The following is a 13,791-nucleotide window of genomic DNA, read 5'->3' as shown; positions in this document are numbered from 1 at the left end:
GTCCGGGGCGCGACGCGCCAGGACCGTGCGCTCGATTCCGCTGAACCCTGAAACCCCTTGGGGGTGGCATGGCTGCAGCCCGTTCCGCCCCCGGCCCGACGGCCGCCGCACCGCGACGGCTCCGCGCCCGCCCCAGGCTCTTCCCCGCCGGCCCCGGTTCCTTGCCACCGGCCCACCGGCTCTTCCCCGCCCGCACCGGCTCTTCTCAGCCGACCCCGGCCGCCCTTTCCCGCCCGCCGTACTCAGGGATCTCCGGCCCCCTCGGGGCATCCGGATGCGTCCCCGGGCCCGGCGTGGCCGATCACCCTCCAGGAGGCACCATGTCCACGGCAATCCCCCGTACGCCCGGAAGGAATCCGGCCCCCGGAGCGCTCCCGCTCCTCGGGCACACGGCGAGCATGCTCAAGGACCCGCTCGGATTCTTCGCCGCACTGCCCGCCCACGGCGACCTCGTCGACATCAGGATGGGCCCGTTCAAGGCCGTCGTGGTCACCACGCCCGAACTCATCCATCAGGTGCTGATGGACGACCGGACCTTCGACAAGGGCGGCCCGGTCTACGAGCGGACCCGCGAGGTCCTCGGCGACGGAGTGGTCACCTGTCCGTACAGCGAACACCGCCGTCTGCGGAGAGTCGCCCAGCCGGCCTTCAGCCCGGCCCGGCACGCGGCCTACGCCCGGATCATGTGCGAACAGACCGCCCGGGTGACGGACACCTGGTCCGACGGCCGGGAGATCGACATCCTGGCCGATATGACGACCGTCGCCGCCCGCACCGGTGTGGCCGCCTTCTTCGCCGGGCATCTGTCCTCGCCGTCGCTCGCGAAAACCCCGAAAGATCTGGCCACCGTCAGCCGCGGCGTCTACCGCCGCATGCTCCTCCCCGCACCGCTCGACCGGATACCCACCCCGGGCAAGAGACGCTACGACCGCAGCAGAGCGCGGCTGCGCAGCACCATCGGCGGCGTCATAGCCGAGTACCGGCGCACCGGGGAGGACCACGGCGACCTGCTGTCGATGCTGCTGGCCACCACCGGCGAGGGTCTCACCGACACGGAACTCAACGACGCCGCGATCACCTTCTTCTTCGGGGCCACGGACACGATCGCCATCACCATCTCCTGGGCCCTGCACCGCATTTCCACGGACCGGCGGATCGAAGAGGCCTTCCATACGGAGGTGGACACCGTCCTGGACGGCCGGACCGCGGCCGGCTACGACGATCTGGAACGTCTGGTGCTCACCCGGCGGATCATCACCGAGACCCTGCGCCTGTATCCGCCGATCTGGCTGTTCACCCGCAAGGTCAGCACGGATACCGAGCTGGGCGGCCACCGCGTTCCGGCCGGCACGAATGTGGTGATCAGCCCCTATCTCGTCCACCGCTCCGGAGAACTCCACCCCGACCCCGAGCGCTTCGACCCGTCGCGCTGGGAGACCAAGGGCCTGGAGCCGGTGCGCAGGGGCGTCCTCCCCGAGATCCTCCCCTTCGGCGGCGGCGCCCGTGGCTGCATGGGCGAGACCTTCGCGATCAACGAGATCACCCTGGCCCTGACGAACATCGCGGCCCGCTGGCGCCTGCTGGCCGTGGACCCCGCGGCGGTCCGCCCGACGTCGGGCGCGATCCTGGGCCCGTCGGGGCTGAGGTTACGGGCCGCCGCCCGCACCCCGGAGCGGGCCGGGCGCTGACCGCCGCGCGCTGCCTCGGGGACGTACCGCAGCGACAGCCGTCGCCGCCGGACCCGGGGGCTCCTGCCGACCGGCGGGGCCCCCGGGGTGCCGGTCACCGCGCCGGACGGGCTCTCGTCGGAGGCCTGCTCCGGCGCGGGCCGCGCCCGCCCCCGGGCCGTACCGCGTACGAGCCGCCGCCGACCGCCGGGAGCGGTGGCCGGCTCCGCCATTGGTGCCCTGTCCGGGCCGGTGGTGACGTCGCTTCGGCCGGTTCACCCGGCGCCGGGCCACGATGCCCCCGGCAGACGTTCGTGAGGAGGCCCTGTGGACCAGACCATGCGTGCCGTCGTCCTGGAGGAGCCGGGGCCGGTGGACCATCTGAAACTGAAGACGCTCCCGGTTCCCGAAGCGGAGCCGGGCTGGGTCCGGATCAAAGTGGAGGCGTTCGGCCTCAACCGGTCCGAACTGCACACCCGTCTCGGTCTCGCCGAGGGAGTGACCTTCCCCCGGGTCCTGGGCATCGAGGCGACCGGGACGATCGACGCCGACCCGGACGGTGTGCTGGCACCGGGACAGCAGGTGATGACCATGGTGGGCGGCATGGGCCGTACCTTCGACGGGGGCTATGCGGAGTACACGGTCGTGCCCCGCTCCCAGGTCATTCCCTTCACCTCCCGGCTCCCCTGGGAGACGCTGGGTGCACTGCCCGAGACCCTGCAGACCGCCTACGGGTCCCTGACCACCGGCCTCGCCCTGAGCGCGGGTCAGTCACTGCTGATCCGCGGCGGGACCTCCGCACTCGGGCTGGCGACGGCCGCGCTCGCCCGCGATATCGGGGCGACCGTCGCCGCGACCACCCGCAACCCGGACCGGGTCCGGGTACTGGCAGACCACGGGGTGGACCATCCTCTGGTCGACAACGGGGAAGTCGCCCCGCTGGTGCGCGAGATCTACCCGGAAGGGGTGGACGCCGGGCTCGAACTGGTCGGCACACCCACCCTCCCCGACACTCTGGCCGCCACCCGCGACCAGGGCACCGTCTGCTTCACCGGCATGCTTTCCAACCAGTGGACCGTCCGGGACTTCTACCCCATCGAGTATCTGCCCCGCGGGGTGCGGCTGTCCGCGTACGGCGGAGCGACGGCCGAACTGCCGCCCGAAGTGCTCCAGCACTATCTCGACCGCATCGCCACCGGCGAGTTCTCCGCCGGACCCGTCCATGTCTACCCGCTGGACCGGATCAGGGACGCCCACCGCGATATGGAGGAAGGCGCGCATACCGGGAAGCTCGTCGTACGGCTCTGAGCCACGACGGAACCGGCTGCGTGCGTGGTCCGCCTCCGGATGCTGTCACCCGCCCGGGTGGTTCCGGGGTGGCGACCGCCTGCGCTCCGCCGGTCAGGGGAATCGCCAGGTGCAGGGCTGTGCGCCGTGCGGAGCCCGTACCGGTGAGAGGCACAGGGACTGCGGTGAGGGCGTATCGGAGGGGACGGCGCGGTGCGGTACTGGCCGCGGTGACCGTGGGAGTGATGTCGGCGGCCGTGCTGCCCGGGCAGCCCGCCACCGGGGCGCCCAGGGCCGTCCCCGGCGGACATGAGGTGTTCACCGGCGATGGCGTCTGGTTCCCGCCCGACGGGGTGAAGGAGTTCACCGTGTACGCATGGGGCGGGGGCGGCTCCGGTGGTGGCGGAGGCGGAGGGGGCGGCGGGGGCGGCGGGGAGGCATCGAACATCGTCTGGCCGCGTGAGGGCTACGGCGGTGCGGGGGGCGGTGGAGGAGGCGGGGGCGGTGGTGGCGGGAGCGGCGCCTTCACCCGGTGCACGTTCACCGTCCTCGAACTGTTCCGGATCGGTGGTATCGACCTCCTGACCAGGGGGGTCGATATCGGGGTCGGCTCGGCGCGGCCCGGCGGCGCCGGGGGCACGGGCGGCGCAGGCGGGGACAGCGGAGGCGGCACCGTCGGCCAGAACGGTTCGTCCGGCGGTATCGGCGCCTGGGGGCAGGCCGGGGAGGGCCGGAGTTCCGGTCTCTCCGTCCGCGGTTTCGAGCTGCTGTCCGCCGCACCTGGCGGGGGCGGCGGCCGGGGCGGCGAAGGGGGCGACAGCGGAGGTGGCGGCTGGGAGGACGGAGCCGTCGCCGCCAGGGGCGGAGCGGCGGCCGCCGCCGGAACGGGCGGCCCCGCCGCCACCAATCTGCTCAACTTCTGTACGGAGTTCGCTTCCTCGCCCGGTACCGCGGGCGGCCCCGGCGAGAACGGCAGCGGCAGCTTCGGTCCGGGCAGGACCCGCTTCGGCAGCGCGGGTGGCGGCCCGGGCCCGGGAGGTGCCGGCGCTCCCCCGGCGGCTGGGACCCTCACCCTCGCCGACGGAACGTCCTACACCGTCCCCGCCGGGACCGGTACCGGCGGAAGCGGTGGCTCCGGCGGGCAGGGCGGCACGGGCGGCGAGGGCGGTATCGCCGCGACGAACCCCGCCGTGGACGGCGACGGCGGCACATCCGGCGCGGACGGCGGCACATCCGGCCCGGGGCTGGTCGTCATCTCCTGGGAGGCGCAGGACTGACCGCACCGACCGGCGCCGACGCCCGCCCGGAGCCAACGGAGGGCCCGACGGCGCCGGATCGTGCGGCACCACCGGTCGACCGTCCCGAACGATCGCCCGGGCGTGGCTCCAGGGGGGTGGCTCCAGGGGGCGTGGCGGTGAACCGAGCGCTGTCCGGCACCCATAGGCGCCGCCGGAGACGGCTCCCGGCGTCTCCACCCGGACCGTACGTCCGCCGTAGCCTGAATCGTCGGCTCCCGACCGGTGCGGAACGTCCCACCCGGGGGCCGCGAGAGCCCGGCCATCCCACCCACTTTCCCAGGGAGAGCCCCATGTTCTCTTTACGTATCGCCACCGCTGCCACAGCCGCGATCACCCTGCTGACCGGCTTCGGCGCCGGTTCCGCCACCGCGGCGCCACCGCCCGTCAGCCGCTTCCACGACGGCAGTTTCGAATATCCCAGGGCCCCCGCCAACCTCTTCACCCCGTACTTCCCCGGGCAGGACATCGGCCCCTGGTCCGTGACACTCGGGGCGGTCGACCTGATCGGTGCCGGCACCTGGCAGGCCGCCGAGGGCGACCAGTCCATCGACCTCAACGGCGTCAGCGCGGTGAGCCAGACCTTCACCACGACGCCCGGCACCACCTACACGGTCACCTATTCACTCGCCGGCAACCCCACCAACGCCGACCCCGCCGTGAAAACGGGCAAAGTCCTGGTCGACGGCCAGGACTTCCAGAGCTTCTCCTTCGACGTCACGGGCAAGACCTACGCCGCCATGGGGTACGTGAACCGCCGGTTCACCTTCGTCGCCAACGCCGCCACCACGACCGTCGCCTTCGTCAGCACCACGGGCCCGACCGCGGCCAACGGCCCGGTGATCGACAACGTCTGTATCGAACCCCGGTCGTCCTGCCCGTCCTGCGCCGCCGGATAACGCACACGCCACACGCCGGTGCGGCGAATCAGCGCCAATCATCCGCCGCACGCTTGACGGTCCATCAGCACCTGCCGATACGGTACTGAGTCGTTTCCCGCACGGGCTCCGAGTGGCGCAGGGGCGAATGCTTACTCATGAGCAAAAGTAGAGCTATTCGTTCCAGGTTTCGCGGTTCCGGCGGTCGCCGTCCACCGGAGCAGTCCACAGGACCCAGAGGGGGATGGTGGCATGGCCGGTCAGGACATCGTCGGCGCCGATACCACTCGGCACAGCGATTTCACCGAGCTCCACCGGCGGGTTTCCGACGCCGGCCTGCTGCGGAGGCGTCCGCTGTACTACGCGTGCCGGGCTACGGGGCTGCTGGTCGCCCTGGTCGCGCTGCTGGCCGGTTTCGTGGTGCTGGGTGCGAGTTGGTGGCAGCTCTGTCTGGCGCCCCTGTTCGCGATCCTGCTCGGCCAGTGGGCGCTCCTCGGCCATGATGTCGCCCATCGCGCGGTGTTCACCGACCGGCGTACGGGAGACCTGGCGGGCATCTTCCTCGGGAACCTCGTCGTGGGGATGAGCTACGGATGGTGGGTGAGCGACCACAACCGGCACCATGCGCATCCCAACCGTGAGGGGCACGACCCGGCCGCCGACTCCATCCTCTTCGTCCGGACCGCCGAGCAGGCGAACCGGACCAAGGGGGTGCGGCGCCTCGTCGCCAGGTACCAGGCGGAGTTGTTCTTCCCGCTGCTGACCCTGCAGGCGCTGGGGCTGGCCGTCGCCACCTGGCTGACCCTGACCCGGGGGTCGGTGCGGTATCCCGTACTGGAGCGGACGCTCGCCGTACTGCACTACCTCCTGGCGGCGGTGCTGCTGATCGTCGTCCTGTCACCACTCCAGGCCCTGGCGTTCGCCGTCGTGTGCGGAGCCGTGCTGGGCGTGTACCTGGGGTGCGTCTTCGCACCCAATCACAAGGGCATGCCGATGACCGGCCCGGACGAGGAGCCCGCGGACTTCCTGCGTCGGCAGGTACTGCCCTCGCGGAATCTGCGGGCCGGCCGCTTCGTCCACTTCGTGTTCGGCGGCCTCGGCTACCAGATCGAACACCACCTCTTCCCGTCCATGCCGGTGGTGGCCCTGCGTCCCGCCTCGCGCATCGTGCGCGACTACTGCGCGGAGATCGGCGTGGAGTACTGCGAAGCCGGCCCGGCCGATTCGTTCCAGGAGATCCTCCGGGATCTGCGCGCCGTCGGCAGGTCGATCGACCTGGACCCGGCCCGCCCGGCCACCCCCGAAACCGGGAGCGCCCGGTGACCCAGGCGCTGCCCGGAGCGGCGGGGCATGCCCCCGGGGTCCCGGCACCCGGGAGTGCGCTTCGGGTCGTGATCGTCGCCGAGTCCTTCGCGCCGCAGGTCAACGGGGTCGCCCACAGTGTGCTCCGGGCTGCCGAACACCTCGTGGCGCGCGGCCATGTCCCGCTCGTGGTCGCTCCGGCCGCCCGGCGCCACCGGGGTGTGCGCCCCGAAGAGGTGTCCGGCTACGACGTGGTCCGTATTCCGTCCGTACCGCTGCCCGGATATCCGGAGGTACGGATCGCGCTTCCCGGCCGGCAGGTGGCCGATGCCATCGCACGGCACCGTCCCCATGTGGTGCACCTGGCCGCCCCGTTCGTGCTCGGGGCCACCGGCGGTGCCGCGGCCGGGCGGGCGGGAATCCCCGTCGTGGCGGTGTTCCAGACGGACCTGGCCGCCTACGCCAGGACCTATCTGCCGCTGGCGCGCAATGCCGGAGCCCGGCTGGCCTGGTGGCAGCTGCGGCGCGTCCACGCGGCGACCCGGACGCTGGCACCCTCCCGGGCGTCGCTCCACGCCCTGGAGGCACAGGGCGTGTCCCGGGTCCACCTCTGGCCGCGCGGCGTGGACTGCGTACGGTTCCACCCCCGCCACCGCGACGAACCCCTGCGCCGAAGCCTCGGCCCGCACGGCGAGGTCCTGGTGGGATACGTCGGGCGGCTGGCGGCGGAGAAGCAGATCGACCGGCTGGCCGAGGTGTCCCGGATCCCTGGCGTACGGCTGGTGATCGTCGGAGAAGGGCCCTGCCGCTCCCGGCTGGAGGCCGCACTGCCGGACGCGGTCTTCCTGGGCATCCGGACCGGGCAGCAACTCGCGCGCATCTACGCCTCGTTCGACGTGTTCGTCCACGCGGGGCCGTTCGAGACCTTCGGCCAGACCATCCAGGAGGCCATGGCGAGCGGCCTGCCCGTCGTCGCCCCCGCGGCGGGCGGCCCGCTGGACCTCGTCCGCCCGGCGCGCACCGGATTCCTGGTCCCGCCCGGTGCGCCCGGAGGATTCCGGGACGCGGTGGAAAGACTCGCCCGGGACCGGGACCTACGGACGGAGTTGGGCCGGGCGGGCCGCGCCGCGGTGGCGGAACGCAGCTGGGAGGCGGTCGGCGACCGGCTCATCGACCACTACCGGCTCGCCATCGCGGAGACGCCCGGGCCCTCGCGGTAGCAAGTCGGCGTCCCTGTCCGCGTCTCAACGTTTCCGCTCCGCTGCTTGAGTGCGGAACGGCACCAGTCGCTTCCGTGTCAGTGCGTCACGACCTCGACGGCTGCTACTTTGAGCGCCCACTCGACTACCATCAGTCACTCGGCAAGGAACAAATCTATGCGAAGGCCCCTCAAGATCGCCCTGCTACCCACTATCGCCCTCGCGTTCTCGGCGATCGGCTGGCTCCCCGCAGCGCCTGCCGTCGCGGCCTCGACCACCTGGTCATGCGCCCCTTGGGGATGGCACTACCCCGCCTCCCACTTCGAGGTCAGCGCGATGGTCTGCCTGGGAGAGAGCCTCGGCCAGCTCACGCCCAGCCTCAGCAGCGAATGCAAGCAGAACGACTCACTGCTCGGCTGGGTGCGCAAGGAGTGCACCGCCGGCAACCTGAACTACCGCCTCACCTCCCCCGACGGGAGCGTCTACAACGGCAGGCTCCCGGACGGCACGGGGTACTACTTCGATATCTACGGCACCACGACCCACAAGTGCGCTGTCGGTGACTGGACCTACGAACAGCAGTCCACGCACACCCTCAACACCGCTGCCGGCGGCTCGGGAGACACCTCCCAGACCCAGACGATCAACGTCGCATCCTGCTCCTGACAGCGCACCTGCCAAGAACGGCCGGGGCAGGCGGGGGAAGGGCACGGCCGCGCAGGGTCCCCCGCCGCCCGTACGGGACGGCCTGCCGACGACCCAAGGCCGCCTGTCCCTGCCTCGGTCCTCCTGTCGGCGTGCGGACGCGGCTCGTCCGACGGACAGGTGCACCGGACGAGCCCGTCCGCGACCGCAGACGGCGACCCCATCGGGACGGTGCGATGCAACGGAGGCCCGGAAGGGCCGCTACGTACAATCGCAGCGAGGGGAAGGCCAGGCCGATGATCTCGGCACCGGTGTGAGGGAGGGGTCAGGATGTTCGGTTCGAAGAAGAAGCTCGACGATCTGATGGCGCAGCTGAGGCCGGACCTGAGTCGGGAATCACTGGGCGTCGGGCCCGACTTCCCGGGCGTCGCCCCGAACCCGTTCCTGAGCAGTGATGCCCGGAAGCGCAATGCGGAACTGCGCACGGGGGCGCTTGCGCTCGGCGTTCTCGTCGACTGGCGGGAGGTCAACAGCAATCCACGCGTGGTCCTGATGCTTGACGTGGAGACCGCCGGCGGCATCTCGTTCCGCGGTATCGCGGACGAAGACCTCACGATCACCGAGCTCACCCGGCTCGCCCCGGGGCAGACGTTGCCCGTGCGCTACCGGCCGGCCGTCATGGACCACTACGTCGCCCTCGCCCGGGACGCGGACCCCGCCCACGTGCAACAGCTCTCCGACGAGATCGCGAGCCGCAAGCGGACCTGACCCGGAGCCATGGGCCGGACCCCCAGGACGTGTCCGGCAACGGTTGAGCGTTCCGGCCGGCACTCCGGCTCATCCACGCCGCAATCGCATGGTGGCCTTCGATACCTCCCACCGTGCCGGGTGACTCAGGGCCAGGGGATGGGGGTGGTGCAGCCCTCGCGGTGGAGGTAGAGGCCGAGCGCTCCCTTGGGATCCCATTCATGGCCGTGGAGGATGTGCAGGGGGCGGTAGGAACCGGCTTTGAGGCAGACGTTGATCAGTTGCTGGGTAAGACGCGGCCTGTTGAGCGCTTCGATCTGCGCGGGGGTCCAGCCGTCCTCCAGATACTCGATGATGTCTTCGAGGGAGATGCAGAAGTGGGGGTTCTGACAGCTCATCGGCGCCCGTACCGGCGTCGGGGAGGCCGCGGCAGCGGGCAGCACGGCGGCGGCTACCGCTGCGGCGATGACCGCGAGGACGGACAAGGTACGGCGCATCAGCACTCCAAAGGCGGTTCGGACCCCGGCCCGGCGCACGCCGACCGCAGGTGCCGGGAGCGCGAGGAGACACCACTCTACGTACGTGAAGAGTCAACGGAGTGTATTGAGCGTGCGGGCCGGATGCGACGCCGTCCGGCGCCTTGGTCGCACCACAGCCGGAAAAACAGAAAAACCCCAGATCAACTGGGGTTTTCGCTGGTGTCCGAGGGGGGACTTGAACCCCCACGCCCGATAAAGGGCACTAGCACCTCAAGCTAGCGCGTCTGCCATTCCGCCACCCGGACTCAGGTGATCACCCCGGGGGTTTTCCCCGCGGCGACAGAGACAACAATACCAGGGGTTTGAGGTGCTCATCGACTGCGTTTCCCGTGGTCAGTGGGGTGCGAGGGCAGGGGAAGGGGGTGTCGGCACCTCGCGCTCAGGGGTCGTAACCGTCGGTGATCGTGCGCGTGCGGGCGGCCGGTACGGCCGGGCGCCCGCACGCGGTGGGGCGGGGGTAAGCGCGCGGGCATCAGCGGCGGCGGAGGGCCGCGAGGTTGGTGTAGCCGGTGCGGGCGTAGTCCAGGGACTGGCCGGGGGACGTACCGCTCGGGGCATTGTCCTGTTCGACCATCGGGTTGTAGTAGTTCCGGTTGCCGACCCGGGTGAAGAAGGTGCGGTAGTCGATATCGCCCGTGCCGAAGGGGACCATGTCGTAGCCGAGGCCGCTGTTGGTGTTCACCACGCCGTCCTTGGCGTGGAACAGCGGGTACCGCTTGCTGTTGCGGGACACCAGACGGGCCGGGTCGAAGACGCTGCGGACCGGGGTGCCGTCGTGGGCGGTGTAGGTGTGGAACTTGTAGCGGGCCACATGGGCCCAGAACACGTCCATCTCCAGCCAGACGTTCTTCGGGTCCGTGCGCTTGAGGAAGTACTCCAGCTTGCGGATGCCGGAGCTGCGGGTCGGGCGGCCCTGGGCGTCCGCGGGGCCGCCGTCCAGGAGGAAGTCGTAGGCCGTGTCGTGGTTGTGGGTGTAGAGCTTGATGCCCGCGCGGCGGGCGATCGCGCCCATCGCGTTCCACTTGTCGGCCGCCGCGTCCCATTCGGCCTTGGTGGAGCCCCAGGTCGGGTCGCCGCCGGTGCCCATATGGTCCATGCCGAGGATGTTCGCGACCTCCAGGGCGTGCTTGAAGCGGTCCAGGTCGGGGGTGCTCAGCGGCCAGGAGGCCGGGATGAAGCCGTGGCTGCCCTGGGCCCGCAGGCCGTAGTCGTCCAGCCAGCAGCGGAGCAGTCGGGCGCCGGCCACGGTGTCCAGGTTGGCGCCGCCGGGGGCGTTGGCGTGCTGGCCGTAGCCCGCGAACTCGACCTGGCGGTAGCCGTAGCGGGAGAGGGTACGGAAGACCTCACGGAAGCCGGAGGGCAGGTCGCTCGCGCCCGGGTCGCGGCCGATGGCGTCGCGGACGGTGTACAGGATCAGGCCCCGCTTGTGGGACGGGACCAGCTCCTTGCGGCCGTGCCCGTGGTCGTGGTCGTCGTCCCGGCCACGGCCGTGGGCCAGGGCGGGGGACGCGCCGAAGACGGGTGCGGCTATCGCCGCGGCGCCCACCGCCGTACACGTCGAGAGGAAGCGGCGGCGCTCGACGCCGAGGGCGCGGCGCACGGAATCGTCGGATCCGGATGATCTGAAGAAGGACACGGTTACTCGCTTTCGGGCGGGGTGCGGTCGTCGGCGGGCAGGCCGGCGAGCCGCAGCAGCAGGGACTTCACATCGGTGGCCGCGATCCGGTCACCGACGGCGCGGGGGGTGGAGCACAGGAGGAGCGGACCTTCGTCGTCGCTCGCGGGGAGGCGGCCGTGGCTGCCCCGGACCGGGGACGGGTCGAGGGGGACGACCGCCATCCGGTAGCGCATGCCGAGCTTCTTGCGGGCCAGCGCGCCCGCCGCCCGGAGGCGTACATACGGATCGTGCGGGTCCATGAAGAGTTCGACCGGGTCGTAGCCGGGCTTGCGGTGGATCTCGACGAGCTGCGCGAAGTCGGGGGCGCGGGCGTCGTCCAGCCAGTAGTAGTACGTGAACCAGGCGTCCGGTTCGGCGATCGCGACCAGCTCGCCGGAGCGCGGGTGGTCGAGACCGTGTTCCTTCTTGCCCTCGTCGTCCAGGAGGCGTTCGAGCCCGGCGAGCCCGGCGAGGGCCTCCCGTACCGCCGGAAGGTCTTCGGGCCGCTTCACATAGACATGCGCGATCTGGTGGTCCGCGACGGCGAAGGCGCGGGAGGCCATCGGGTCGAGGTACTCCATACCGTCCTGGGTGTGGACCTCCAGAAGCCCGGCGCGGCGCAGGGCGCGGTTGATGTCGACGGGCCGGGAGACACGGTTGATGCCGTACTCGGAGAGCGCGACCACGGTCCGGCCCTCGCGGCGGGCGTCGTCGAGGAGCGGGGCGAGCGCCGTGTCCAGTTCGCCGGCGGCGCGGTGGGAGCGGGGGTCGTCGGGGCCGTACCTCTGGAGGTCGTAGTCGAGATGCGGGAGGTAGGCCAGGGTGAGGTCGGGGCGGCGGGTGGCCATGATGTGCCGGGTGGCGTCGATGATCCACTGGCTGGAGACCAGATCCGCGCCCGGGCCCCAGAAGCGGAACAGGGGGAAGGTGCCCAGCTTCGAGGTCAGCTCGGCGTGGAGGCCGGGCGGGCGGGTGTAGCAGTCGGGCTCCTTGCGGCCGTCCGCGTAGTAGACCGGGCGCGGGGTGACCGTGAAATCCGTGTCGGCGCCCATCGCATACCACCAGCAGATATTGGCGACCGTGTAGCCGGGGTGGGCGCGGCGGGCCGCGTCCCAGAGCTTGTCCCCGGCCACCAGCCCGTTGTGCTGGCGCCAGAGCAGGACATCGCCCAGTTCGCGGAAGTACCAGCCGTTGCCGACGATGCCGTGCTCGGCGGGGAGCGCTCCGGTGAGGAAGGTGGACTGGGCGGCGCAGGTGACGGCGGGCAGGACCGTCGACAGGGGCGCCCGGGAGCCGTTCTCGGCCAGTCTGCGCAGGTGGGGCATGTGCTCCAGCAGGCGCGGGGTGAGGCCGACGACGTCCAGGACGAGGAGCGGGGTGGGCTGCGGGCCGGTCACGGCAGCTCCTTCAGGCCGAGGTCGGTGAGGAGGTCGCGGGCGAGGACGAGTTCGGCGGCGATGCCCTCGGCGAGCTGGGCACGGCTGCGGGGGCGCAGTTCGGGCGGGAGCGCCTGCCAGGTGTACGTCTCGACCTCCAGATGGCGGGTGAGGGGCTCGGCGCCCACGAGGTGGCCGAGTGCCTCGCGCAGGACCGGCAGGGTGGAGGCGAGCGGGGGTGCGGGCGGGCTGTGCAGCGGGACGTGGAAATGGGAGCGCCAGGGTCCGGACGAGGGCAGCGGGCCGCCGGGCCGTACCGCCTCGTCGAGGTCGTCGGTTCCGTGCAGCAGACCGTCGGGGGTGCGGGTGCGGGTCTGGTGGAGGAAGCGCGGTTCCGCGAAGGCGGCCAGGGCCTCCCGGACACCGGGGAGGTGGGGTGATTCGGCGTGCAGGGCGGCGGAGAGCTGGGCCTTGGGGACGGTGATCCCGGCGGCGGCGAGCGCGGCGAACGCGGTCGCCGGATCCTCGAAGGACGTGGCGAGATGACACGTGTCCACACAGAGGCCGATCCGGGGGGAGCCGATCGCGGCGAGCGGGGCGATGGCGTCGGCGGTGGTCTCCACGGTGCAGCCGGGCTCGGGTTCGAGGGCGATCCGGATCGCCTTGCCGGTCAGCTCCTCCAGCGCGTCGAGCCGCTCCGCGAGAGTGCCGAGAGCCCGGTGGGCGGTGTCGGCGGCGGCGGTGTCGAAGCCGGTGCGCCAGGCGAGGGGCAGGGTGGAGATCGTGCCCTCGGTGACATCGTCCGGCAGCAGCGCGGCCAGCAGCCGGGCGAGGTCGGTGGTGTGGGCCAGGCGCTCGGGGTCGGTCCAGTCGGGCCGGTAGACGCGGTACTTCACCTCCTCGGCGCCGAAGCCCTCGTAGGGGAAGCCGTTGAGGGTGACGACCTCAAGCCCCCGCCGGTCCAGCTCCGCGCGGAGTGCGCGCAGCGCGGCGGGGTCGGTGACCAGGGCCCGGGCGGCGTCCTTCGCCAGCCAGAGGCCGATGCCGAGCCGGTCCCGGCCGAGGCGCCGGCGGACCGGTTCGCAGTGGTCGCGGAGCTGGGCGACGACGCCGTCGAGGGTTTCGGCGGGGTGGACGTTGGTGCAGTAGGCGAGGTGGACGGTGGAGCCGTCGGGATGGCGGAAGCGCACGTGCGTCGG

General features: G+C 71.7%; 12 protein-coding genes and 1 tRNA gene. 8 read left to right on the top strand and 5 right to left on the bottom strand.

Going from position 1 to position 13,791, the window contains the following annotated elements; genetic code table 11:
* The first annotated feature begins 320 nt into the window (after nt 1-320).
* From B7R87_RS28705 to B7R87_RS28670, 8 genes are all read left to right on the top strand, one after another.
* Entirely contained in the window at nt 321-1,688 is a 1,368-nt protein-coding gene (locus B7R87_RS28705; RefSeq protein WP_045852775.1) for a cytochrome P450, read from the top strand.
* Nucleotides 1,689-2,006: 318 nt separating this feature from the next.
* Entirely contained in the window at nt 2,007-2,975 is a 969-nt protein-coding gene (locus tag B7R87_RS28700; RefSeq protein ID WP_040913331.1) for a zinc-binding dehydrogenase, read from the top strand.
* Between the two features lie 209 nt (nt 2,976-3,184).
* Entirely contained in the window at nt 3,185-4,231 is a 1,047-nt protein-coding gene (locus B7R87_RS34190; protein ID WP_153227287.1) for a hypothetical protein, read from the top strand.
* A 311-nt stretch (nt 4,232-4,542) separates the two neighbouring features.
* Nucleotides 4,543-5,148: a choice-of-anchor C family protein gene (locus B7R87_RS28690; protein WP_006345518.1), complete on the top strand. Its 606-nt coding sequence runs from the start codon at nt 4,543-4,545 to the stop codon at nt 5,146-5,148.
* Between the two features lie 231 nt (nt 5,149-5,379).
* Nucleotides 5,380-6,450, top strand: a complete 1,071-nt coding sequence (locus tag B7R87_RS28685; RefSeq protein WP_006345519.1) for a fatty acid desaturase family protein — start codon at nt 5,380-5,382, stop codon at nt 6,448-6,450.
* A 68-nt stretch (nt 6,451-6,518) separates the two neighbouring features.
* Nucleotides 6,519-7,649, top strand: coding sequence for a glycosyltransferase family 4 protein (locus B7R87_RS28680; RefSeq protein WP_006345520.1), 1,131 nt, complete (start codon nt 6,519-6,521; stop codon nt 7,647-7,649).
* A gap of 156 nt (nt 7,650-7,805) precedes the next feature.
* On the top strand, nt 7,806-8,294 hold the full coding sequence (locus B7R87_RS28675; RefSeq protein ID WP_052704596.1) for a hypothetical protein: 489 nt from the start codon (nt 7,806-7,808) through the stop codon (nt 8,292-8,294).
* A 309-nt stretch (nt 8,295-8,603) separates the two neighbouring features.
* Nucleotides 8,604-9,041, top strand: a complete 438-nt coding sequence (locus B7R87_RS28670; RefSeq protein ID WP_006345522.1) for a hypothetical protein — start codon at nt 8,604-8,606, stop codon at nt 9,039-9,041.
* 125 nt (nt 9,042-9,166) lie between these two features.
* Here B7R87_RS28670 and B7R87_RS28665 read toward each other — a convergent pair whose 3' ends face one another.
* From B7R87_RS28665 to eboE, 5 genes are all read right to left on the bottom strand, one after another.
* Entirely contained in the window at nt 9,167-9,517 is a 351-nt protein-coding gene (locus B7R87_RS28665; RefSeq protein ID WP_040913338.1) for a hypothetical protein, read from the bottom strand.
* 199 nt (nt 9,518-9,716) lie between these two features.
* Nucleotides 9,717-9,804, bottom strand: a tRNA-Leu gene (locus tag B7R87_RS28660).
* Nucleotides 9,805-10,031: 227 nt separating this feature from the next.
* Nucleotides 10,032-11,195 (bottom strand): sugar phosphate isomerase/epimerase family protein, encoded by a 1,164-nt coding sequence (locus B7R87_RS28655; protein ID WP_040913340.1) that lies wholly within the window; start codon nt 11,193-11,195, stop codon nt 10,032-10,034.
* Between the two features lie 2 nt (nt 11,196-11,197).
* Entirely contained in the window at nt 11,198-12,613 is a 1,416-nt protein-coding gene (locus B7R87_RS28650) for an alkaline phosphatase family protein (protein ID WP_006345525.1), read from the bottom strand.
* Nucleotides 12,610-13,782 (bottom strand): metabolite traffic protein EboE, encoded by a 1,173-nt coding sequence (gene eboE, locus B7R87_RS28645; RefSeq protein WP_006345526.1) that lies wholly within the window; start codon nt 13,780-13,782, stop codon nt 12,610-12,612. The genes B7R87_RS28650 and eboE overlap by 4 nt, the downstream gene beginning before the upstream one ends.
* Nucleotides 13,783-13,791: the final 9 nt, after the last annotated feature.

It is taken from the genome of Streptomyces tsukubensis (assembly GCF_003932715.1).
Lineage (GTDB): Bacteria > Actinomycetota > Actinomycetes > Streptomycetales > Streptomycetaceae > Streptomyces > Streptomyces tsukubensis.
This window is presented reverse-complemented; position numbering and strand designations above follow the sequence as displayed.

Excerpts from the sequence above, each read along its gene's own strand:
- B7R87_RS28690 (WP_006345518.1), top strand. The coding sequence starts at position 4,543 with ATGTTCTCTTTACGTATCGCCACCGCTGCCACAGCCGCGATCACCCTG.
- B7R87_RS28705 (WP_045852775.1), top strand. The coding sequence starts at position 321 with ATGTCCACGGCAATCCCCCGTACGCCCGGAAGGAATCCGGCCCCCGGA.
- B7R87_RS28700 (WP_040913331.1), top strand. The coding sequence starts at position 2,007 with ATGCGTGCCGTCGTCCTGGAGGAGCCGGGGCCGGTGGACCATCTGAAA.
- B7R87_RS28685 (WP_006345519.1), top strand. The coding sequence starts at position 5,380 with ATGGCCGGTCAGGACATCGTCGGCGCCGATACCACTCGGCACAGCGAT.
- B7R87_RS28670 (WP_006345522.1), top strand. The coding sequence starts at position 8,604 with ATGTTCGGTTCGAAGAAGAAGCTCGACGATCTGATGGCGCAGCTGAGG.
- B7R87_RS28675 (WP_052704596.1), top strand. The coding sequence starts at position 7,806 with ATGCGAAGGCCCCTCAAGATCGCCCTGCTACCCACTATCGCCCTCGCG.
- B7R87_RS28665 (WP_040913338.1), bottom strand. The coding sequence starts at position 9,517 with ATGCGCCGTACCTTGTCCGTCCTCGCGGTCATCGCCGCAGCGGTAGCC.